This is a genomic window from Campylobacter ureolyticus ACS-301-V-Sch3b (assembly GCF_000413435.1).
Lineage (GTDB): Bacteria > Campylobacterota > Campylobacteria > Campylobacterales > Campylobacteraceae > Campylobacter_B > Campylobacter_B ureolyticus_A.
Map to the genome: position 1 here is coordinate 278370 of NZ_KE340326.1, position 19454 is coordinate 297823.

Here is a 19454-nt window from a genome sequence, read left to right on the forward strand (position 1 = left end):
TTATATTTAAGTAAATTTAAACTTTTTAGATGAAATTTTAGTTAAATTATAAAAAATAAAACAAGGAGGTTTTAAAATTATTTTTTATATTTTATACTTAGAAGTCCGCCCATTGCAGCTTTATACAGCATATCAATATTTTCTTTTGTATTATCAAGAGAGTCTTTAATTAAAATATTTCTTCCTAAATTCATCTCATCAGTCACTCCAATATATCCTAAAAATGTTGTGAATGTATCTAAAGACGAACCATATTTATCAATAACTTTAACTCCATTTATACTATCATCTAATATCATAAAAAGCATTTTTGAATTTTCTATTTTCTTGCTATCAACTCCATTGGCAACCATATAAGGCATTAAATGATCATTTTGTATTACGATAATAGTATTTTTAGAGTATTTTGACGATCTTATTTTATTTATAAACTCACCTAGTAAAAAATCTGTGCATTTAACTGCATTTAACATTTCATTTGAAGATAAACCTAATAGCTCATTGCACTTCTTTGATACAAATCCATCTGGTACATGCATACTTACATTTAAAATAACTTGCAAAAATTTATCTTTTCTTTCAGACATTTTGATAAAGTCTTTAAATGCAAAATTAAAAAGCTCATCATCATCAACACCCCAAGAGTTAATATTTTTAGCGCCTCTTTTTATAAGCTCATTTTTACCATACATTTCATCATAGTTTCTACTTTTTAAAAACATATCTGTATTTTGAAAGCCTAAATCCGCTCCTTTTATAAAATATGTATGATATCCTAACTTTTGCAAAAAATCAGGAGCGCAAATTATATTTGATTTTGGGAATTTTGGTTTAGCGTTTTCTAGATTAAAATTACCGTCATCTTTTTTCTTTCCATATTTTGTTAAAAAATAAGGCAATCCACATTGGCTAGCAAATAATCCCTCAATTGTTATGCCAGCACCTTGAGGAATTTGATTTATATTTATAAAATCTAGCCTATTATCAAAAGAGTTTAAATTTGGAGTAAGTTCTTTGTAATTTGTGGTAAAGCTTCTACTAAAACTTTCTAAGTAAATATAAACTATATTTTTATTAAAATTAGCATTAAATATTTTTGGTTTTGAGAGTGATTTTTCTAAATTTTCACTAACTTTTGGATGAAATTGTGGATTTAAAAATTGATAAATTTCTATAATGGACTTTGTAAGAGGATTAAAATATATAGCTAAACAGATGAAAAAAAGGCAATACACTTCTGCAAATCTCAAATGTTTGCCATAAAAAGATATTTTTTTATATAAAATAATACAAAATAAAACAATAGCCAATATAAACAATAAAACTAACGCTATACTCTTCCAAAAAGTTGCTATTGGAGTACCAGCTAGACTAATTAATATTATGTTCACAATAGAAATATTTAAAAAATTTCCAGTATAGTGATATAAAAGATAATTAAATAAGGTTATTAATAAAAATATAAATGAAAAAAATATACCAAAAATTATAAAAATTCTAGATTTTGTAAAAAATAAAAGAAATAAAAACAGTGTAAAAAATAGTATAGAATACATATAAATAAAAAAAGCCCTAAAAACTTAGGGCTTTTGTTAGATTGGTAATTAATAAAATATTACCATTTAACTCCAACACCGCTTATAGCTACTTCACCCTCGTCTGAATCGTCATCTTGATACACAGCATCTTTTGTTGCTGTTGCAGCTGACACAAGCTTGCTATAACCAAATTTTCCTTTTATTAGTTTTTGAACTGAACCGTTGTTTAAAACTTTTTGGCAAACTGCTGCACCCTTATCATCGCCCTCTTCAACTTTTAAAAATGCTGGTTTGTTTGTAGTAGCAGCATAGTCTGTAAGAGTAAGCTTTAAGCACTTTTTACCTGCTGCAGCTATTTGTCCTTCTGGACTAGCTGTTAATCTACCAGTTGTTGCATCCGCAGTTCCTGCTTTTGCTGCTAGAAACTGAACATTACTCATATCAGCAAAATTCTTAGCAAATTTAGCTTGTGAAGTATAGTATGAACCCAAGTCACTTATAAATGTTGTAAGATTTGTAGCTGCTTTTGCAACTTCTGCATCATCTCTTGTAGCTGCTAGTCTTGGGATAGCAACTGCTGCTAAAATACCTAAAATTACGATCACGAAGATCAACTCAATCATTGTAAAACCTTTTTTCATGGCTTTCTCCTTAAATTGTATTTCACTTTACATACCCTTATGTAAAATGTTGAGAGAATTATAACAAGTTTTTATCTTAAATGCAAATTTTAATACAAAAGTCCCTAAATATGGCGGTTTAAAATTTTTCATTTATTTTAAATTTGCAAAAATTTCTAAAAATTCATAAATTTTTCAAGCACTAAAATCTCTTTTTTATCAAAAATAGTGCGAATATGTTTGGTGGTAATAATATATACCAATAAATTTGCAAATAAGCTAAAATCCACACAATAAAAGCCAAAATTTTTAAATTTCAGCTTTTAAATTTTATAAATTTATTATTTATCCAAAAAGTGATTTTAGATCTTTTACCAAGTCTTTATTATCATCAGCTGTTTGTTTGCCATTTTCAACAAGTTGTATTTCAAGTCCTGTTATCATTGAAGCTAAGCGGATATTAATACCATCTTTTCCTATAGCTTTACTTTTTTGATCGCTGTTTAAATGAACCATTGCTTTATTGCCATCTATTCTAACTGAGCTAATTATCGCAGGTGCCATGGCGCGAGAGAGCATTATTTCAGGCTGAGATGAATACTCTATAACATCGATATTTTCATTTTTTATCTCTTTGCTTACTGCATCTATTCTTACACCTTTTACGCCAACTGTTGCGCCTATTGGATCAATATTTGGAGATATAGAAGATAGCGCTACTTTTGCTCTTCGTCCTGGAATTCTTGCACTTGCTTTTACTATAACGCTTCCATCTTGAATTTCTGGAACTTGTGATTTTAGAAGTGCTTCTAAAAATTTCGGACTTGTTCTTGAAATTTCAATTCTAACGCCTCTTTTTTTATCTATAAAAACTTTTCTTATAACTGCTCTTACAACATCACCTACTTTAAATTTTTCATCTTTTATTCTGTTTTTTCTAGGCATAAAAGCTCTTAAATCATCAAATTCTATATAAGTAGTTTCCTCATCATCTATAAAAACAACATTCCCAAAAATTAAACTATCTACTTTTTGACTATATTTTTCATAAGCTTTTTCTTCTAAAAGCTTTTCTATATGATAATTTAGCTCTTTTGCTAAATTTGCAGATGCGGTGCGGCCATAATTTTCTATATCTATTTGTGAGCTTAGCTCATCGCCTACTTCAGCACTATTATCTATCTTTTTAGCTTCACTTAATGAAACAGTGTGCGAGTCGCCTTTATACTCACTATCTGCTACTATTAAAATTTTTTGAAAAAGATCTATTTTTTTAGAAGTTTCGTTAAAAACAGCGTCATATTCATAATTTTCTCCAAACATTCTTTTAGCTGTATTTATAAATGCAGTTTGAACTGTTTCTTTTACATCTTTTATCTCTAAATTTTTTTCATTTGCGATTGATTCGATTATATCGCCTATTTTTTCCATATTTTTCCTTTTTTAACACTGATATTTTTTTGATTTAAATTTGAAAGGATTGTAATTATACTATTTTTACTCTTTTGTTTTGTTTAAACGAAATTTTACATAAAATTTGATATACTCACAAATTCAAAATAGTAAAGGCAAAAAGTAAAAGGAGTTAAAATGGAGTTAAAAATAGCAAGAAGCGAGCTAAGCAAAGCTCCTAATAATATATCTTTAAGTGATATTGAAAAAGAAGTCGCCAAAACAGGTCAAAGGATATTTTATTTTGATAGAGAAAATCAACACAAAGACTTAATCGCTTTAATAGAGCATTTTAAGAAAAAAAATATGAGCGCATATCTAAGAACTGTAAAGTATGGTCTTGATGAGAATGAATTTATGTATGAGGTTCATATACTTTGAGTAAATTACTCTTTATTCAAACTCTAGGTTGTGCGATGAATGTCAGAGACTCTGAACATATCATCGCAGAACTTAAAAAAGAAGATGATTATATTTTAACAGATGATATTTCAAAAGCGGACTTAATACTTATAAATACTTGCTCAGTTAGAGAAAAGCCTGTTCATAAGCTTTTTAGCGAAGTTGGAGGATATGAAAAAGTAAAAAAAGATGGAGCTAAAATTGGAGTTTTAGGTTGCACTGCAAGTCACTTGGGAAAAGAAATTTTTAAAAGGGCTCCGTATGTTGATTTTGTTTTAGGAGCTAGAAACACATCTAAGATTACAAAAGCTATAAATTCTCCAAAATTTATAAGCACAGATATTAATTATGATGATAGTGAGTATGCCTTTGGCGAGTTTAGAAGTAGTCCTTATAAAGCTTACATTAATATAATGATAGGATGTGATAAAAAATGCACCTATTGCATCGTCCCACAAACTAGAGGCGATGAGATATCAATACCTTTAAATTTAATTTTAAAAGAAGTCCAAAAAGTTGCAGATAATGGCGCAAAAGAGGTATTTTTACTTGGACAAAATGTAAATAACTATGGAAAAAGATTTTCAAGTTTTCATGAAAAGATTGATTTTAGTGATTTGTTAGTAAAAATTAGCGAAGTTAAAGGAATTGAAAGAATTCGCTTTACAAGCCCACATCCGCTTCACATGGATGATAAATTTTTAGATGTTTTTACAAATAATGATAAAATATGCAAATCAATGCACATGCCTTTACAAAGTGGATCAAGTGCGATTTTAAAGGCGATGAAAAGAGGATATACAAAAGAGTGGTTTTTAAATAGGGCTTTAAAATTAAGAAAAATATGCCCTGAAGTTAATATTAGCACCGATATAATCGTAGCATATCCTGGTGAAAGTGATGCGGACTTTAAAGATACAATAAAAGTTGTAAATGAAGTAGAATTTGAGCAAATTTTTTCATTTAAATTTAGTCCTCGCCCCTTAACTCCAGCCGCTAATTTACCTCTAATTGATGATGAAATAGCTAGCAAAAGACTAACTTTTTTACAAAATAGACAAAATGAAATTTTAGATAAAATCATGCAAAATCAAGTTGGAAAAATATTTGATGTATATTTTGAAGAGCTTCGCCCAAATATGCAAGTAAGTGGTAGAAGTTTTTCAAATTTTAATGTTTTAGCTAATGGCACGGAAGAGCTTTTAGGTAGGACAAAAAAAGTTTTGATCAAATCTGCTAAAAGAATGGTTTTGGATGGCGAAATCATCTCTTAAGCTTTTTTTTATTAAATGGATAGCTTATCTTGTTATTTGGTTGATTTATCTAACTTGCAAAAAGAAATTTACTCCTACAAATTTGCCCTCAAAACCTTGTGTGGTTGTTTTTTGGCATGGAAGACTTGCTATGATGAGCTTTGCTTACAGACATTGGTGGAGTAAAGCCTTTAATAAACAAAAGCAAGGCAAAGTTATCATTTCAGATCATAAAGATGGTGAGATCATCACTCAAATCATATCAAAATTTGGAATTGGTGCTATTAGAGGAAGTAGTTCAAAAGGTGGGGCAAGAGCTTTAATAAATGCTTTTAAAGAGATAAGAAATGGAGTTGATGTTATCATAACTCCAGATGGTCCAAGAGGTCCAAAACACAGTGTTGCCGATGGCGCGGTCATCATAGCTCAAAAACAGCACCTTGAAATTTATGCACTTAATTATGAGGCTAGTAAATTTTGGCAGTTTAAAAGCTGGGATGAGATGATACTTCCAAAACCGTTTTCAACTATGTATTATAGCCTAAGCAAGCCTTTTAGCGTAGAAAATTTAGAGCTTGACGCGGCAAAAGAAAAGATTAAAAATGAGCTTTTTAAACTGGCTGGAAAGTAAAAAATTTTTTTATATGCTTTAAAAGCTGTTGCAAAACTTTACCTAAAAGTTGAAATAAAACAAATCTCTTATGAAGATAAAATTCTCTCTATCCACAAAAAACCATTAAAGACTATAAAGCTGGAAATATAAAAGCTTACGATAATATGAAAGAATTAAGAGCCTCACTTGATGAAATATAAAATCATATACTCTAAAAATTTTAAAACATCTTTTAAAAAATTAACTACACAACAAAAAGATTTAACAATAAATTTATTAGAAAAACTGGCAAAAGATGAAACTTTAGATAAAAAATATAAAGACCACCAATAAAAGGAAAACTAAAAAGTTTTAGAGGTTGCCATATAATGCCAGATTTAGTTTTAATATATAAAAAAGATGATGATATTTTAATTTTAGAAGCTATCGATATAACAAAACATTCAAAATTATTTTAAATACTTAGTGTTTGTTTTAAGCTTATAAATTTTACTACATGTTTTATTATTTTAAAAATTTAAAGTTAATAAAATTTATTATTGCCAAGTGTTTACCTATTTTAAATATAATTTTGCTTAAGTAATAAGATCATATTTGAACTTCCTTTGACTTCTAAGAAAATTTTTCTTAGAAGTTTTTGTTTACAAAAACCTTGTTTTTTAGGCTCTTTGGTTAACACTTAGCAACAAAATAGCCGCAAAATGGCAAATTTAAGATAACTTTAAGCAAATATTTCAAATTTTTATGCTACTATTACATCTAACAATTTATTTTAATTGAAAAAAGGAGTTCTAAATGAAATTAGTTAAACTAAGTTTAATCGCCGCAATGGCAACAGGTATTATGGCTACTACTGCTTCAGCTACCCCACTAGAAGAAGCTATCAAAGATGTAGATGTAGGTGGAATGCTAAGAGTAAGATATACTAACGACAGTAGCAAAAATGTTAATGAAAACAGAACAGGAGATAGCAACTGGAATTTCAAAGGCGAGCTTAACCTAAAAACAAAAATTGACGATAACTTCTTTGCAGTTGCAGGTATAAGATATCTAGATACTGATAGATCAACATCATTAAGTGGAAAAAATACAAGAGGTGATGGATTTGATTTAAATAGAGCGTACTTTGGCTATGCAGTAGGAAATACTGTTGTTCAAGTTGGTCGTCAAGATGTTGGAGCATTCTTTACAGATGATATGTTTGGCGATGGTATAAAAGTTCTAAATAGCGATATTGAGGGCTTAACTCTTGCTGCTTTATGGATGGATGCCTTAGAGAGAGATAGTGATATCGGAACATTAGGAATAAGAGATGGTAAAAAGAAAGAAGTTACAGATCACAACCTTTATGGTGTAGCAGCTCTTGGTAGTTATGACCCAGTAAGTTTCCAAGTATGGTATGCTATACTTCAGGATGTAACTGATCTTTTCGCAGTTGAACTTGCTACATCATTTGATGTTAATGAGGATGTAAATCTTAATGCAAAATTCCAATATGCTTTTTCTGATATTGATGGCTCTTTCAAAAAAGATTTGAACAATATTGTAGATGATGCAGATTTTTATGGTATTGAGCTTGGAACAGAACTATATGGTGTAGATTTAACAGCTGGATATGTTGATTTCTCAACTAAAAAAGATAAAGTATCTTTAGTATCTTTCGAAGATAGCGGTAGCTTTATAAAACCAGGTGAAGAGTTAGTTGACTATACTCTATTTAATGGTGAAAACAACTACTGGTTTATAACAGCTGGATATACTATCCCAGATACTAGTGTAAGAATCGGTGCTGACTATCTTGATGGTAAAAATAAAGTTGTTGACGAAAAAACAAAAATGAAAGAAATAGTTGGTAGATTAGAGTATGCTCACTCAGATAAACTTAAATTCAAAACATGGTATTCACATGTAAAAGAGGGTGATGAGAAAAACGATAGAGTTAGATTTGAAGCTAAATATTCATTCTAATCTTTCTTACTCAAGTGAGAGCTTTAGGCTCTCACTTTATTAATTATTAACTTACATCTAGGAAAACCTATGAAAAAACTACTTAAATTTTCATTTTTAGCATGTCTTTTTATCTCTTTTTGCGATGCAAACGATGAAACTTATATATTTGAAGCAAAAGGCGAATTTGCAAAAGAACTAAAAGCTTTAGTTGAAAAACATTCTAAAGATGAAGGCGTTGAAGTTAATGTCTATAGTGCCACTCCAAATGTTGGAGATAGTAGATTTTTAGGTATTGGTATTAATAAAAACATTGATTATTCCACTGAGCAAGGTAAAAAAATCTATGATAAAAAATGTCTTGAATGCCATGGCGAAAAAGGCGATAGAAGATCTTACGCTGGAGTTAGAAAACTATCTAAAATGAGCGGAAAAGAGATTTATTACTCATTTCAAGCATATTATAATGATTCAACTTATGGAAAAGCTGGAAGAATCATAATGCAGCCAATCGCAGCCTCAACATCAAGCGAGGAGTTAGGCTATATAATAGCTTATCTAAAAGGTGAAGATGATTATATATTTAAAGATAAAGCTATGGAAAACACAAATATCTCAAGAAATCCAACAAATCAAGGTACCTATCTTAAATAAGTTTATTATAAAAGCTTAAATTTAAGCTTTTATATTTTATTTTACTTACATTATTATTTTTTGCTATCTGAAAATTTATTAATTTTCGAATTGTTTAATGGTAGCTTCTATTTAATTATTTAGCTATTTATGGAAAATATTTTAATTTTCCTCAACCTTAGGATCTCCAAAAAGTCTAGTTAACTCTTTTAGATTCTTAGTCTCTTCACTTTCTTTAAAATTGTTTGAATTTTTTAGTTCATTCAATAAAAATTTATTTTTTTCTTCTAAATTTTGCGAGTTCAAACTATTTTTTAATTTATTAAATTTTTTTAAATTTGCAAGATCTTTGTTAAATTCATCATCAAAATCTGAGTTATTTAAACTATCATCATTTTCTTGCAGGTCCTTATTTAAATTATCCTCTTTTTTTATAGACAAATCTTTATTAAAACCTTCCGTGGCTGTATTAGAATTTTTATTTATAGTTTCAGATTTTTTATTTTGTAAGTTTTGCTCATTTTCTAACTTAGAAATTTTTATTTTACTATCTTTATTAAAAGTTTTTCTTAAAATTTCCATTATAACTTTTGATGATTTTCTTAAAAACTCACTATCAGACTCATCACCAAATGATGTTATAAATAAAGTATTATCTTTAAAATCATTAAATTTAACGCTTCTTTTAAAGCATTCACCAAGCTCATAGTTTCTATCATAGATATTTGCCAAATACTCATCATATGAGGTTTTTGTTGTTTTTATTTCTGATATTAAGTCTTTTTTATCTTTTTCTAAATTTTTTGAGTCTTTTAAAATATTGTCTTGTTCTTTGTTTGAAACTTCACTCATAACATCATCTATGCTTTTTAAGTTCATTGATTCTATCATTAAAAACAAAGTCATGGCCATGGTAAATCCATTATCGCTTCCCATATTTAGCATAGTTTTAGCTTCACTTAAAACTCTAAAAAACCTCTCGTACATAAAAACATTAAATTTTGGATTTTTGCTTAAAAATTTATCTTTTAAGTTCAAGGTAAGCTGATCAATTATCGAATCTGCCTCATAACTACTTAATTCATCAAGTATGCTTATAACGCCTTTTCTATCTCTTTTTAAAACAATGTTTAGAATTTCATCTATTTTTACAGGATCTACAAGTCCAAGCATGGAAGCAACTTCTTTTGCATTAACACTACCATTTGTAAAGCTTATACTTTGATCAAGCAAGGTTATACTATCTCTTAGTGAGCCTTCCCCACTTCTTGCAATTATTTTCAAAGCCTCATCCTCAAAAGGGGTATTTTCTTTATTTAAAATATTTGCTAGATGGTTTATCACTAAATTTTGAGAAATTGGCTTAAACCTAAAATGCTGAGTCCTTGATAAAATCGTAGCTGGAAGTTTTAATGGATCAGTTGTAGCAAGAATAAATTTAATATGTTCAAGTGGCTCTTCTAAAGTCTTTAAAAACGCATTAAACGCCTCTTTTGTAAGCATATGAACCTCATCAATGATAAATACCTTATAGCGTGAAATTGATGGGTATGTTTTTGTTCGCTCAATGAGTTCTCTAATATCATCTATTTTTCTTCTACTTGCTGCATCCATTTCTATAATGTCAATATGAGCATTTTCATTTGCCATTTTACAACTATCGCAAACTTCGCAAGGATGACTCGTTGGACCATTTTTACAAAGCATAGATTTTGCTAAAATTCTAGCACTACTTGTTTTTCCACTTCCTCTAAGCCCGCTAAAAAGATAAGCATTTGCCAAACGCTTACTATCAAGCGCATTTGAAAGACTTCTTGAAACTGCTTCTTGACCTATAAGCTCATCAAAATTTTTAGGACGATACTTTAAAGATAAAACTTGATACATGTATTTTACTTTAAGTTAAATTTAACTTTTACACTAGCGCCAACTGAAATTACACCATCTAAATTTCCAAAACTATCAGCAGCATTTAGACTTTTTGCATTCATAAAATAGTTTTGCGAATTTGCACCAAGCTCTTCAACCTCTATAATTTCACCTAATTCTTTATTTGAAGCTTCGGCTAGCTTTAAAGCCTTTTGCCTAGCCAAATTTAAAGCTTCTTTTAAAGCTTTATTTTCATAGGTTTTTATCTCATTGTTTTCATAGCTTACATTGATATTTGAAATTCCTGCACTTATCAAGGCATCTATTAGTGAATGAGTTTTATTTATATCATTTATACTAATTCTTGCATTTTTAGATACAGAGTAAATTTTTCCAATAACTTCGCCATTTTTGCTATATTTATCGCGTGAGCTTATAAAAGCTCTTTGTATTTGAATGCTGCTTTTTGAGATGTTTTGTTCTTTTAATAAATCATTAGTTTTTTTTGTGATTTTATCATTTTTTTCTTTTACGTTTAGCAAATTCCCACCATCTGAGTAGATATCTAAATTTAAAACTGCTCTATTTGGTAAAAGAGTTAAATTTGAGTTTCCATAAACTGTTACAAAACCATCAGCCAAAACAAAATTTAACAAAAAAACCATTAAAAATAAAACTTTTTTCACTTCAAATTCCTTTTTTTACTCATTCATTATAGATAAAAGCTCTTCGTTGTTTTTAGTTGTAAGCATTTTTGAATATAAAAATTTAAGTGCTTCTACATCATCCATTGTGGCAATTGCTGAACGCAAAGCCCAAACTTTTTGAAGCATATCAGGAGTTTGTAAAAGCTCTTCTTTTCTAGTGCTTGATTTTAGGATATTAATTGCTGGATAAATTCTTCTTTCGCTTATATTTCTATCAAGTAAAATTTCACTATTTCCAGTTCCTTTAAACTCTTCAAATATAACCTCATCCATTTTTGAACCAGTATCAATTAAAGCAGTTGCTACTATTGTAAGACTTCCGCCCTCTTCTATATTTCTAGCTGCTCCAAAAAATCTTTTTGGTTTGTGAAGCGCATTTGCATCAACACCACCACTTAATACTTTTCCACTACTTGGAGTAACTGTGTTATAAGCCCTTGCAAGACGAGTTATACTATCAAGTAAAATTACAACATCTTTTCCCATTTCAACAGCTCTTTTAGCCTTTTCTATAACAAGCTCACTAACTCTTACGTGATTTATTGCTGGTTCATCAAAAGTTGAGCTAAATACTTCGCCTTTTACTGAGCGCTGCATATCAGTAACCTCTTCTGGTCTTTCATCAACTAACAACACCAAAAGCTCAACCTCAGGATGATTTTTAGCAATTCCATGAGCTAGTTCTTTCATAAGTTCAGTTTTACCACTTTTTGGAGGAGCTACTATAAGTCCTCTTTGACCTTTTCCAATTGGGGTAAAAAGATCAAGCACTCTTCCGGTTAGTTTCATTGCATCGTATTCAAGTTTAAGCTGCTTTGTTGGGAAAAGTGGGGTTAAGTTATCAAAAAGTGGTCTTTGTCTAGCTTCTGCTATTGTTTTATAATTTATCGCTTCTATTTTTAAAAGTGCATAATATTTCTCTTGATCTTTTGGCTCTCTAACCTGACCTGTTACGATATCTCCAACACGAAGAGCAAATTTTCTAATTTGGCTAAGACTTACATACGCATCATTTACACTATCACTTAAATTTGCGTCAATTCCTCTTAAAAAACCATATCCCTCACTTGTAATTTCCAAAATTCCAGTAAATAAAATAAATCCACCCTGCTTTGTTTGTGTTTTTAAAATTTCAAAAATAAGTTCTTGTTTTCTAAATTCTCTTGGATTTTCTATACCCATTTCAGTTGCCATTTGAGCCAAAGACTCAATATCCATTATCCTTAAATCTTCTATTTTATGCCCATCAACAGGTATATGTGTTCGCGTGTGCTGTTTTTTATTATTAGTATTATTTTCCATCTGTCCTTCTTTAAAATCAGAATATAAATTTATGTAGATTTTCAATATAATTGAAGTTTGCATTTTTTACAATGCAAGGTTTATTTTAGTCAAATTTAACTTAATACTTTCTTTATAGGCTTTAAAAAGGCTTTGCTTAAAGACCTAAATAAAACAAAAAAGTAATACTTAGTGAAAAGATAAATCTGGTTTGAAGTGGAATTTTAACATCATTTGATAGAAAAAATTTTATATCATCTCTTAATTCACCTTTAGAAATTTTTGCACAAAAATAAGCTTTACATAAACTATCAAAAAGATATAAGAAATAAAGTGTTATTAAAATAGGACTTTTTAAATTTAAGCAAAAAATACAAAAACTCAAAAATAAAAAATTAAACTGGGTTATTAAAAATAAAAATGGAGATTTTTGCCATTTTTTAGCATAGCTTAAAATCAAGCCTTGTAAATTCTCGCTTTTGTTTAAAAAAATATCAAAACATTCAAAAATAAAAAATATAATTGCTAAACTTTTCATAAATTTACCTCTTTATAATATTAGCATATATTGAATTTAAAGGCTATAATTTGTAAAATACAAGACTAAATTTGGAATAAATTTGTAATAAAAATGGAAAATAAATGGAAAAATGTAATCACTGCCAACTAAGCTTTAATGAAAATGAACTTATTACTGATGAGTTTGGAAATAAATTTTGCTGTAATGGCTGTAAAGAGGTGTTTTACCTTTTAAATAGTGAAGGCTATGCTGAATTTTATGAAAAACTTGGCAAAAATAAACTAGATCCTGTCTCAAGCTTGAAAAAATTTACAAAAGAAAACACCGAGAATTTTTATAAAAATTATGTTAAAAAAACAGATGATGGCTTTAATGAAATTTATATAATAATAGAAGGAATTCATTGTGCTGCATGTGTTTGGCTAAATGAAAAAGTCCTTTTTAACCATCCTGGAATTATCGAAGCTAGCATAAATGCCTCAACTCATAAAGCAAAAATAATCTGGGATGAAAACACCACAAACTTATCAAATATTTTTAACCTTATTAACTCAATCGGCTACAATGCTTTTGCTTATGATCCAAAAAGATCTCAAAAAAGAATGGATGCAAAAAGAAGAGAGTACTATTCAAAGCTCTTGGTGGGAATTTTTGTAACTATGAATATAATGTGGATAGCAGTGGCACTTTATAGTGGATATTTTAGTTCAATCTCGCAAGCAAATAAAGACTTACTTCATTTTGTAGAATTTATCTTGGCAACGCCAGTTATTTTTTATACAGGAAGTGTTTTTTTTAAAGGAGCAAAAACTTCTATAAAAACAAGAGTTCCAAATATGGACTTACTTGTTATAACTGGAGCTTTGACGGCTTATTTTTACTCAATTTATGTCATGCTTACAAGAAGTGGGGAGGTTTATTTTGAAAGTGCTGCGATGATAATTACCTTTGTTTTTGGTGGAAAATATTTAGAGCTTTTAGCACAAAAAAAAGCTGTAGATAGGCTTGATAGTTTTTCAAATTTATTAAATAGCGAAGTTATGGTAAAAAATGGAGATAACTTTGAAGCAAAAGATCTAAATTTAGTGAAAAAAGGCGATATTATTTTAATTAATAGTGGTGATAAAGTACTAGTTGATGGTAGAGTAATTAGTGGATCTGGAAGCTTTGATTATGCAAGTTTAAGTGGTGAAAGCCTGCCACTTTTTAAAGAAAAAAATTTATCTGTTGATAGTGGTGCGATATGCCTTGATGGAAGCCTTACGTATGAAGCAAGTTGTGATTTTAAAAGCTCACTTTTGAATAAAATAATAACCTTGCTTGAAAATGCTTCGTTTAAAAAATCCAAAATAGAACTTCTTACAACTAAAATTTCAGGCTATTTTTCAGCAGTTATTTTATCGCTTAGTTTGATAACTTTTATTTGTTGGATGATTTTTAATTCAGATTTACAAAAATCAATCTTAGTTGCAGTAAGTGTTTTAATCGTAGCTTGCCCATGTGCACTAGGACTTGCAACACCTGTTGCGACTTTAGTTGGACTTAGTATAGGTCTTAAAAATAAAATTATTTTTAAAGAAGCTGCTATTTTAGAAAGTGTTGCTGGGTGTGAAAATATAGTTTTTGATAAAACTGGAACTCTTACAAAAGGCGAATTTGAAGTTATAAATTTTACCAAATTTAAAAAATTTGATGAAAATTTGCTTTTAAACTTAGTTAAAAAGTCAAACCATTTAGTAAGTAAATCAGTTTTTAAATTTATAAATGATAAAGTTAAATTTAATGAGCTTAAATTTAGTGAATTTAGTGAAATTGCAGCAAAAGGCGTAAAAGCAAAATATCAAAATTTTGATTTAATAGGTGGAAATTTTAAGTTTTTAAATGAGTGTGGTATAGAGTGCAAAAAAAGCGATTTGACAAACTATTTTTTTGCTATCAATGGCGAAGTCGTAGCAAAATTTGAGCTTGAAGATATGTTAAAAGATGATGCTAAAATACTTATTGAAAACATTAAAAATCTTGGATTAAAACTATATATTTTAAGTGGCGATAATGAAAAAGTTGTAGAAAATGTGGCAAAAAAACTTGGAATAAATGACTATAAAGCTGGTTTTTCTCCACTTCAAAAAGCTGATTTTATAAAAAATCTTGAAAAAGTTATAATGGTTGGTGATGGCATAAATGATGCAAATGCTCTAAGCATAGCAACTGTAGGTATTGCAATGGGAAATGGCGCTAGTATAAGTGTTGAAAAAAGTGATGTAGTTTTAATGGATGAGAGCTTAAAAAGTCTTTATGAAATGATAGTAATTTCTAAAAAAACATTAAAAACCATTAAAGAAAATTTAGCAATATCATTTTTTTATAATGCCATAACAATTCCACTTGCTGTGTTTGGGTATATAATACCACTAATTGCAGCACTTTCAATGAGCTTAAGCTCACTTGCTGTGGTGTTAAATAGTGTAAAAAATTTAAAGGATTAAAAATGACTGGAATCATAGCTTTAATGATGTTTGTATCGATACTACTTGGAGTGTGTGCGTTATTTGGACTTTTATGGGGCATAAAGACAAAACAATTTGAAGATTATTCTAAATTTTTAGATGGAACTAAATTTGATAGCGAAGATGCATTAAATGATGCGTATAAAATGGAACAAAAGAAAAAAGAGGCTTTGAAAAATAGAAAAAATGATAAAGATTTAGAAAAAGATAAAGGCTACAGACCGCCTGATTAATTATGCAAATTTATAAGATAAATAAAGTAATTTTTAAAAAATATAGCAAGTTAAAATGAGGGGAAAACTCCCCTCAAAATACTATTTTAAAGTTTGGATATACTCAACTACAGCTTTCATATCATCTTCACTTAAAGTTGCCATTTGACCTTTCATAATAGCACCCATATTGTAAAGACCTTTTCCGTTTTCACCCATTTCACCAGCTTTATATTTGATCATATTTTGAACCATCTCTTCTGGCTCAAGAGTTTTTAAAGCAGGTATTTTGTTTAGATAAACTTTTTCAGCTTTTGGTCCGTGACAGGCAATACATTTTTTATAAACAGTTGCGCCATCAGCTGCAAAAGCTCCACTAAAAGCTACTCCTAATACTACTAAACTTAATGCAAGTTTTTTCATTTTACTCTCCTTGTTTTTACTTTTTAGCTATATAAAACTACATTTAAAGTTTTATAAAAAACTAAACTCTATATAATAGATACACACATTATAAAACTATTTTTTAAATCATTATTTAATAAAAAATATTAATTATAATTTAAAAATTATCGCTCCCTATATGCCCCAATACTTAGAATCTTTTCCATTCTTTTTTCTAAAAGCTCATCTATACTTAGTTTTTCAAGCTCACTGAGTTCTTTTAAAAAGTACTCACCAACTTCTTTTATAGCACTTTCTTTATCTCTGTGCGCTCCTGTTTTAGGCTCTTGTATAACATCATCTATAAGTTTATGTTCTTTTAACTCACTAGCTGTTATTTTCATAGCCTTTGTTGCAAGCTCACTTTTAGTAGGATCGTTCCATAAAATTGCAGCACAGCCCTCAGGTGAAATAACTGAAAAAATAGAGTTTTGCATCATAGCAAGTCTATCGCTAACACCAATAGCTAACGCTCCACCACTTCCACCTTCGCCAATTACAACAGAAATCATAGGAACTTTTAAAGAGCTAAACTCATATAGGTTTTTAGCTATTGCTTCGCTCTGACCTCTTTCTTCTGCGCCAACACCTGGATAAGCACCTGGAGTGTCTATTAAAAATAAAATTGGAAGATTAAACTTTTCAGCCATTTTTGCAACCCTTAAAGCTTTTCTATAGCCCTCAGGATTTGGCATACCGAAATTTCTTTTTATTTTATTTTTAGTGCCTCTTCCCTTTTCCTCACCAATAACTACAACTTTTCTATCAGCCATATGGCCTATAAAACAAACTATCGCGGGATCATCTCTAAAGGCTCTATCTCCGTGAATTTCATATCCATCTTTTAAAAGAAGTTTTATATAATCAAGCGAATATGGGCGATCAGGATGACGAGCTAATTGAAGTCTTTGGTATTCTGAAAGATTTCTATAAGTTTTTACAACCTCTTTTTCCAAATTTTTATTTAAAATTTCAACAGCATCATCATCGCCCCTGATTTTTGCACTTGAAATTTCTTCATCAATTTGTTTTATTCCTTTTTCAAAATCCAAATAATTAGCCATTTTTATATCCTCCTAAAAATTACAGAACCGTTTGTCCCTCCAAAGCCAAAAGAATTACTCATAACTACTTTTAAATCAGCCTTTCTAGCTACATTTGGAACATAGTCTAAGTCACACTCTTCATCTTTTTCAATCTGATTAATTGTAGGTGGGATAATTCCATTTTCCATAGCCATAATAGAAATAACTGCTTCAGTTGCACCAGCTGCACCTAAGCAGTGTCCTGTTTGACCTTTAGTTGAGCTAACTGCTGGAACATTATCTTTTCCAAAAAGTTCCTTTAAAGCATTTGTCTCATTTCTATCATTTATGGCTGTTGAGGTTCCGTGAGCGTTTATATAATCAATCTTTGGACTTCCTGCCATTTCGTAAGCTTTTTTCATAGCTCTTAAAGGACCTTCAAGTGTTGGAGAAGTTATGTGAAACGCATCACCACTTTCGCCAAAGCCAATTATTTCTGCATAAATTTTTGCACCTCTTTCTTTGGCCTCTTCATACTCTTCTAAAACAAGTGCAGCAGCACCTTCACCCATCACAAAACCATTTCTACCTTTATCAAAAGGTCTTGAAGCAGTGCTTGGGTCATCATTTCTTTCAGATAGAGCTTTCATCGCAGCAAATCCACCAATGCCAAGTTCGCAAATAGCAGATTCAGCGCCAACAACAAGCATCTTTTTAGCCTCACCTATCATTATGCTTTTTGCACCTTCGCAAATAGCGTGAGTTGAAGCTGCACATGCAGTTACGCTTGATAAATTAGGACCTTTTAAACCGTGTGCGATTGACACCATTCCACCAAGCATATTAACAAGTGCTGATGGTATAAAAAAAGGAGAGATTCTTTTAGGACCTTTTGCTGAGCATACAATAGCATTTTTTTCAATATTTGGAAGCCCGCCTATACCAGAAGCTGAACTAACACCAAACTCATCGCCATCAAAACTATCAAATTTGGCATCTTCCATAGCTTCAGCTGCAGCTTTTAAACCAAGTTGGATAAATCTATCCATTTTCTTTACCTCTTTGCCATCTTCTACAACGCTAAGAGGATCAAAGCCTTTAACTTCGGCAGCTATTTGAACAGGAAGTCTACTTGCATCAAATGAAGTTACTTTACAAACACCTGTTTTACCATCACAAATAGCCTTAAAAGAGCTGTCTTTGTCAAGACCTAGTGCATTTATCATGCCTATACCTGTTACTACCACTCTTTTCAAAATATCTCCCTTAACAATAAAAATTAAAGTTTTTCTATATAATCAACTACATCTTTTATGGTAAGTAGTTTTTCTGCATCACTATCTGGAATTTCAACATCAAATTTGTCTTCTAAAGCCATAATAAGCTCAACAACATCTAAGCTATCAGCACCTAAATCTTCTACGATTTTAGAATCAAGTTTTACAGCATCCGCATCTACACTAAGTTGTTCTACAACTACATCTCTTACATCTTCAAAAACTGCCATTTCAGCACTCCTTAATAAAAATATTTAATATTTTACAATATTTAAGCTTTTGTTTTAGTTAAAACAATTTTTAATTATATCATATTTAGCTTATATCATATATAAAATTATAAGCTTTTATTACATATATAATCCACCATTTACTTTTAAAACTTCTCCTGTAATATAGCCTGCATCATCGCTTAATAAAAAAGCAACTGCATTTGCTATATCTTTTGGATCTCCAAGTCTTTTAAGTGGAATTGCGTTTATATATCCTTGTTTGATTTCATCACTTAAAACTTCTGTCATATCAGTAGCGATAAATCCAGGAGTTACACAATTAAAGCGAATTCCTCTACTAGCTCCTTCTTTAGCAAAACTTTTACTCATAGCTATCATTCCGCCTTTGCTAGCTGAGTAATTAACTTGACCAGCATTTCCCATCTCACCAACAATTGAAGCAATGTTTACAACTGAACCAAAGCGTTTTTTACTCATAACTTTTAAAGCTTCTTTGCTTCCTATAAATGCAGATGTTAAATTTGCATTTATTACACTTGTAAAATCTTCAAGTTTCATTCTAATAGCTAACTTATCATTTGTAATACCTGCATTATTTACCAAATAGCTTAGCTCACCATCTGAATCAATTATAGTTTTTATAGCTTCTATAAAATCATCTTCGTTTGTTGCATCAAATTTAATAACCGCTGCTTTAAAGCCATTTTTAGTAATCTCTTCGCATAGAGCATCAGCAATTTCTGGCTTTGAGCGATAATTTATCCAAACTTTAAGACCTTTTGAAGCTAAAGTTTTAGCAATTTGGGCACCAATGCCACGACTTGCTCCTGTAATTAAAACATTTTTACCGCTAAATTCCATACTAAATCCTTAATATTTAAATCAGCCGTAATTTTATAATAAAAAAGTAAATTTATAAAT

The 19454-nt window shown here is 29.8% G+C and carries 20 protein-coding genes; 8 read left to right on the forward strand and 12 right to left on the reverse strand.

All coding sequences use genetic code 11. From position 1 onward, the window contains the following. Positions 1-77: 77 nt before the first annotated feature. The 3 genes from HMPREF9309_RS01360 to nusA all read right to left on the reverse strand — a co-directional run bounded on the left by HMPREF9309_RS01360 (position 78) and on the right by nusA (position 3589). Positions 78-1250 carry a sulfatase-like hydrolase/transferase gene (locus HMPREF9309_RS01360; protein WP_034907631.1) on the reverse strand — a complete coding sequence of 391 codons (1173 nt, stop codon included), beginning with the start codon at positions 1248-1250 and terminating at the stop codon, positions 78-80. A 365-nt stretch (positions 1251-1615) separates the two neighbouring features. Further along, positions 1616-2179, reverse strand: coding sequence for a type II secretion system protein (locus HMPREF9309_RS01365; protein WP_016646128.1), 564 nt, complete (start codon positions 2177-2179; stop codon positions 1616-1618). A gap of 324 nt (positions 2180-2503) precedes the next feature. Beyond that, positions 2504-3589: a transcription termination factor NusA gene (gene nusA / locus HMPREF9309_RS01370; protein ID WP_016646129.1), complete on the reverse strand. Its 1086-nt coding sequence runs from the start codon at positions 3587-3589 to the stop codon at positions 2504-2506. Positions 3590-3748: 159 nt separating this feature from the next. Between nusA and HMPREF9309_RS01375 the strand changes: the two genes are divergently transcribed. The 6 genes from HMPREF9309_RS01375 to HMPREF9309_RS01400 all read left to right on the forward strand — a co-directional run bounded on the left by HMPREF9309_RS01375 (position 3749) and on the right by HMPREF9309_RS01400 (position 8479). Next, a complete protein-coding gene (locus HMPREF9309_RS01375; protein WP_016646130.1) occupies positions 3749-3991 on the forward strand; it encodes an HP0268 family nuclease in 243 nt (80 codons plus the stop codon). Beyond that, complete coding sequence (miaB, locus tag HMPREF9309_RS01380; RefSeq protein WP_016646131.1) at positions 3988-5286, forward strand: tRNA (N6-isopentenyl adenosine(37)-C2)-methylthiotransferase MiaB; 1299 nt, start codon at positions 3988-3990, stop codon at positions 5284-5286. Before HMPREF9309_RS01375 ends, miaB begins: the two co-directional genes overlap by 4 nt. Then, on the forward strand, positions 5267-5896 hold the full coding sequence (locus tag HMPREF9309_RS01385; protein ID WP_034907633.1) for a lysophospholipid acyltransferase family protein: 630 nt from the start codon (positions 5267-5269) through the stop codon (positions 5894-5896). The genes miaB and HMPREF9309_RS01385 overlap by 20 nt, the downstream gene beginning before the upstream one ends. A gap of 350 nt (positions 5897-6246) precedes the next feature. Further along, positions 6247-6336 (forward strand): type II toxin-antitoxin system RelE/ParE family toxin, encoded by a 90-nt coding sequence (locus HMPREF9309_RS09250; RefSeq protein ID WP_016646134.1) that lies wholly within the window; start codon positions 6247-6249, stop codon positions 6334-6336. A gap of 337 nt (positions 6337-6673) precedes the next feature. Continuing rightward, on the forward strand, positions 6674-7846 hold the full coding sequence (locus tag HMPREF9309_RS01395; protein ID WP_016646135.1) for a major outer membrane protein: 1173 nt from the start codon (positions 6674-6676) through the stop codon (positions 7844-7846). Between the two features lie 69 nt (positions 7847-7915). Further along, positions 7916-8479 (forward strand): c-type cytochrome, encoded by a 564-nt coding sequence (locus tag HMPREF9309_RS01400; protein WP_016646136.1) that lies wholly within the window; start codon positions 7916-7918, stop codon positions 8477-8479. Positions 8480-8620: 141 nt separating this feature from the next. Here HMPREF9309_RS01400 and HMPREF9309_RS01405 read toward each other — a convergent pair whose 3' ends face one another. The 4 genes from HMPREF9309_RS01405 to HMPREF9309_RS01420 all read right to left on the reverse strand — a co-directional run bounded on the left by HMPREF9309_RS01405 (position 8621) and on the right by HMPREF9309_RS01420 (position 12853). Next, positions 8621-10345 carry a DNA polymerase III subunit gamma/tau gene (locus HMPREF9309_RS01405; protein WP_016646137.1) on the reverse strand — a complete coding sequence of 575 codons (1725 nt, stop codon included), beginning with the start codon at positions 10343-10345 and terminating at the stop codon, positions 8621-8623. A 5-nt stretch (positions 10346-10350) separates the two neighbouring features. Continuing rightward, on the reverse strand, positions 10351-11013 hold the full coding sequence (locus HMPREF9309_RS01410; protein ID WP_016646138.1) for an SIMPL domain-containing protein: 663 nt from the start codon (positions 11011-11013) through the stop codon (positions 10351-10353). A gap of 15 nt (positions 11014-11028) precedes the next feature. Beyond that, complete coding sequence (gene rho, locus HMPREF9309_RS01415) at positions 11029-12336, reverse strand: transcription termination factor Rho (RefSeq protein ID WP_034907634.1); 1308 nt, start codon at positions 12334-12336, stop codon at positions 11029-11031. Positions 12337-12472: 136 nt separating this feature from the next. Continuing rightward, positions 12473-12853 carry a hypothetical protein gene (locus HMPREF9309_RS01420; protein ID WP_016646140.1) on the reverse strand — a complete coding sequence of 127 codons (381 nt, stop codon included), beginning with the start codon at positions 12851-12853 and terminating at the stop codon, positions 12473-12475. Positions 12854-12957: 104 nt separating this feature from the next. On the opposite strand from HMPREF9309_RS01420, the gene HMPREF9309_RS01425 reads away from it, so the two are divergent. Both HMPREF9309_RS01425 and HMPREF9309_RS01430 read left to right on the forward strand, forming a co-directional pair. Then, the gene (locus tag HMPREF9309_RS01425) at positions 12958-15321 is read left to right on the forward strand and encodes a heavy metal translocating P-type ATPase (RefSeq protein WP_016646141.1); all 2364 of its coding nucleotides are present in this window, start codon (positions 12958-12960) and stop codon (positions 15319-15321) included. Between the two features lie 2 nt (positions 15322-15323). Continuing rightward, positions 15324-15575 carry a cbb3-type cytochrome oxidase assembly protein gene (locus HMPREF9309_RS01430; RefSeq protein ID WP_016646142.1) on the forward strand — a complete coding sequence of 84 codons (252 nt, stop codon included), beginning with the start codon at positions 15324-15326 and terminating at the stop codon, positions 15573-15575. An 81-nt stretch (positions 15576-15656) separates the two neighbouring features. Here the strand turns inward: HMPREF9309_RS01430 and HMPREF9309_RS01435 are convergent, their stop codons facing one another. The 5 genes from HMPREF9309_RS01435 to fabG all read right to left on the reverse strand — a co-directional run bounded on the left by HMPREF9309_RS01435 (position 15657) and on the right by fabG (position 19394). Next, the gene (locus HMPREF9309_RS01435; RefSeq protein WP_016646143.1) at positions 15657-15977 is read right to left on the reverse strand and encodes a c-type cytochrome; all 321 of its coding nucleotides are present in this window, start codon (positions 15975-15977) and stop codon (positions 15657-15659) included. Positions 15978-16123: 146 nt separating this feature from the next. After that, positions 16124-17062, reverse strand: coding sequence for an acetyl-CoA carboxylase carboxyl transferase subunit alpha (accA, locus tag HMPREF9309_RS01440; RefSeq protein ID WP_016646144.1), 939 nt, complete (start codon positions 17060-17062; stop codon positions 16124-16126). 2 nt (positions 17063-17064) lie between these two features. After that, positions 17065-18279, reverse strand: coding sequence for a beta-ketoacyl-ACP synthase II (locus HMPREF9309_RS01445; protein ID WP_016646145.1), 1215 nt, complete (start codon positions 18277-18279; stop codon positions 17065-17067). 23 nt (positions 18280-18302) lie between these two features. After that, entirely contained in the window at positions 18303-18530 is a 228-nt protein-coding gene (acpP, locus tag HMPREF9309_RS01450) for an acyl carrier protein (protein WP_016646146.1), read from the reverse strand. A 120-nt stretch (positions 18531-18650) separates the two neighbouring features. After that, the gene (gene fabG / locus HMPREF9309_RS01455; RefSeq protein ID WP_016646147.1) at positions 18651-19394 is read right to left on the reverse strand and encodes a 3-oxoacyl-ACP reductase FabG; all 744 of its coding nucleotides are present in this window, start codon (positions 19392-19394) and stop codon (positions 18651-18653) included. Positions 19395-19454: the final 60 nt, after the last annotated feature.

Coding starts and splice junctions, on each gene's coding strand:
- HMPREF9309_RS01365 (WP_016646128.1), bottom strand. CDS start 2,179: ATGAAAAAAGGTTTTACAATGATTGAGTTGATCTTCGTGATCGTAATT.
- nusA (WP_016646129.1), bottom strand. CDS start 3,589: ATGGAAAAAATAGGCGATATAATCGAATCAATCGCAAATGAAAAAAAT.
- HMPREF9309_RS01375 (WP_016646130.1), top strand. CDS start 3,749: ATGGAGTTAAAAATAGCAAGAAGCGAGCTAAGCAAAGCTCCTAATAAT.
- HMPREF9309_RS01385 (WP_034907633.1), top strand. CDS start 5,267: ATGGCGAAATCATCTCTTAAGCTTTTTTTTATTAAATGGATAGCTTAT.
- HMPREF9309_RS09250 (WP_016646134.1), top strand. CDS start 6,247: ATGCCAGATTTAGTTTTAATATATAAAAAAGATGATGATATTTTAATT.
- HMPREF9309_RS01395 (WP_016646135.1), top strand. CDS start 6,674: ATGAAATTAGTTAAACTAAGTTTAATCGCCGCAATGGCAACAGGTATT.
- HMPREF9309_RS01400 (WP_016646136.1), top strand. CDS start 7,916: ATGAAAAAACTACTTAAATTTTCATTTTTAGCATGTCTTTTTATCTCT.
- HMPREF9309_RS01405 (WP_016646137.1), bottom strand. CDS start 10,345: ATGTATCAAGTTTTATCTTTAAAGTATCGTCCTAAAAATTTTGATGAG.
- rho (WP_034907634.1), bottom strand. CDS start 12,336: ATGGAAAATAATACTAATAATAAAAAACAGCACACGCGAACACATATA.
- HMPREF9309_RS01420 (WP_016646140.1), bottom strand. CDS start 12,853: ATGAAAAGTTTAGCAATTATATTTTTTATTTTTGAATGTTTTGATATT.
- HMPREF9309_RS01425 (WP_016646141.1), top strand. CDS start 12,958: ATGGAAAAATGTAATCACTGCCAACTAAGCTTTAATGAAAATGAACTT.
- HMPREF9309_RS01430 (WP_016646142.1), top strand. CDS start 15,324: ATGACTGGAATCATAGCTTTAATGATGTTTGTATCGATACTACTTGGA.
- HMPREF9309_RS01435 (WP_016646143.1), bottom strand. CDS start 15,977: ATGAAAAAACTTGCATTAAGTTTAGTAGTATTAGGAGTAGCTTTTAGT.
- accA (WP_016646144.1), bottom strand. CDS start 17,062: ATGGCTAATTATTTGGATTTTGAAAAAGGAATAAAACAAATTGATGAA.
- acpP (WP_016646146.1), bottom strand. CDS start 18,530: ATGGCAGTTTTTGAAGATGTAAGAGATGTAGTTGTAGAACAACTTAGT.
- fabG (WP_016646147.1), bottom strand. CDS start 19,394: ATGGAATTTAGCGGTAAAAATGTTTTAATTACAGGAGCAAGTCGTGGC.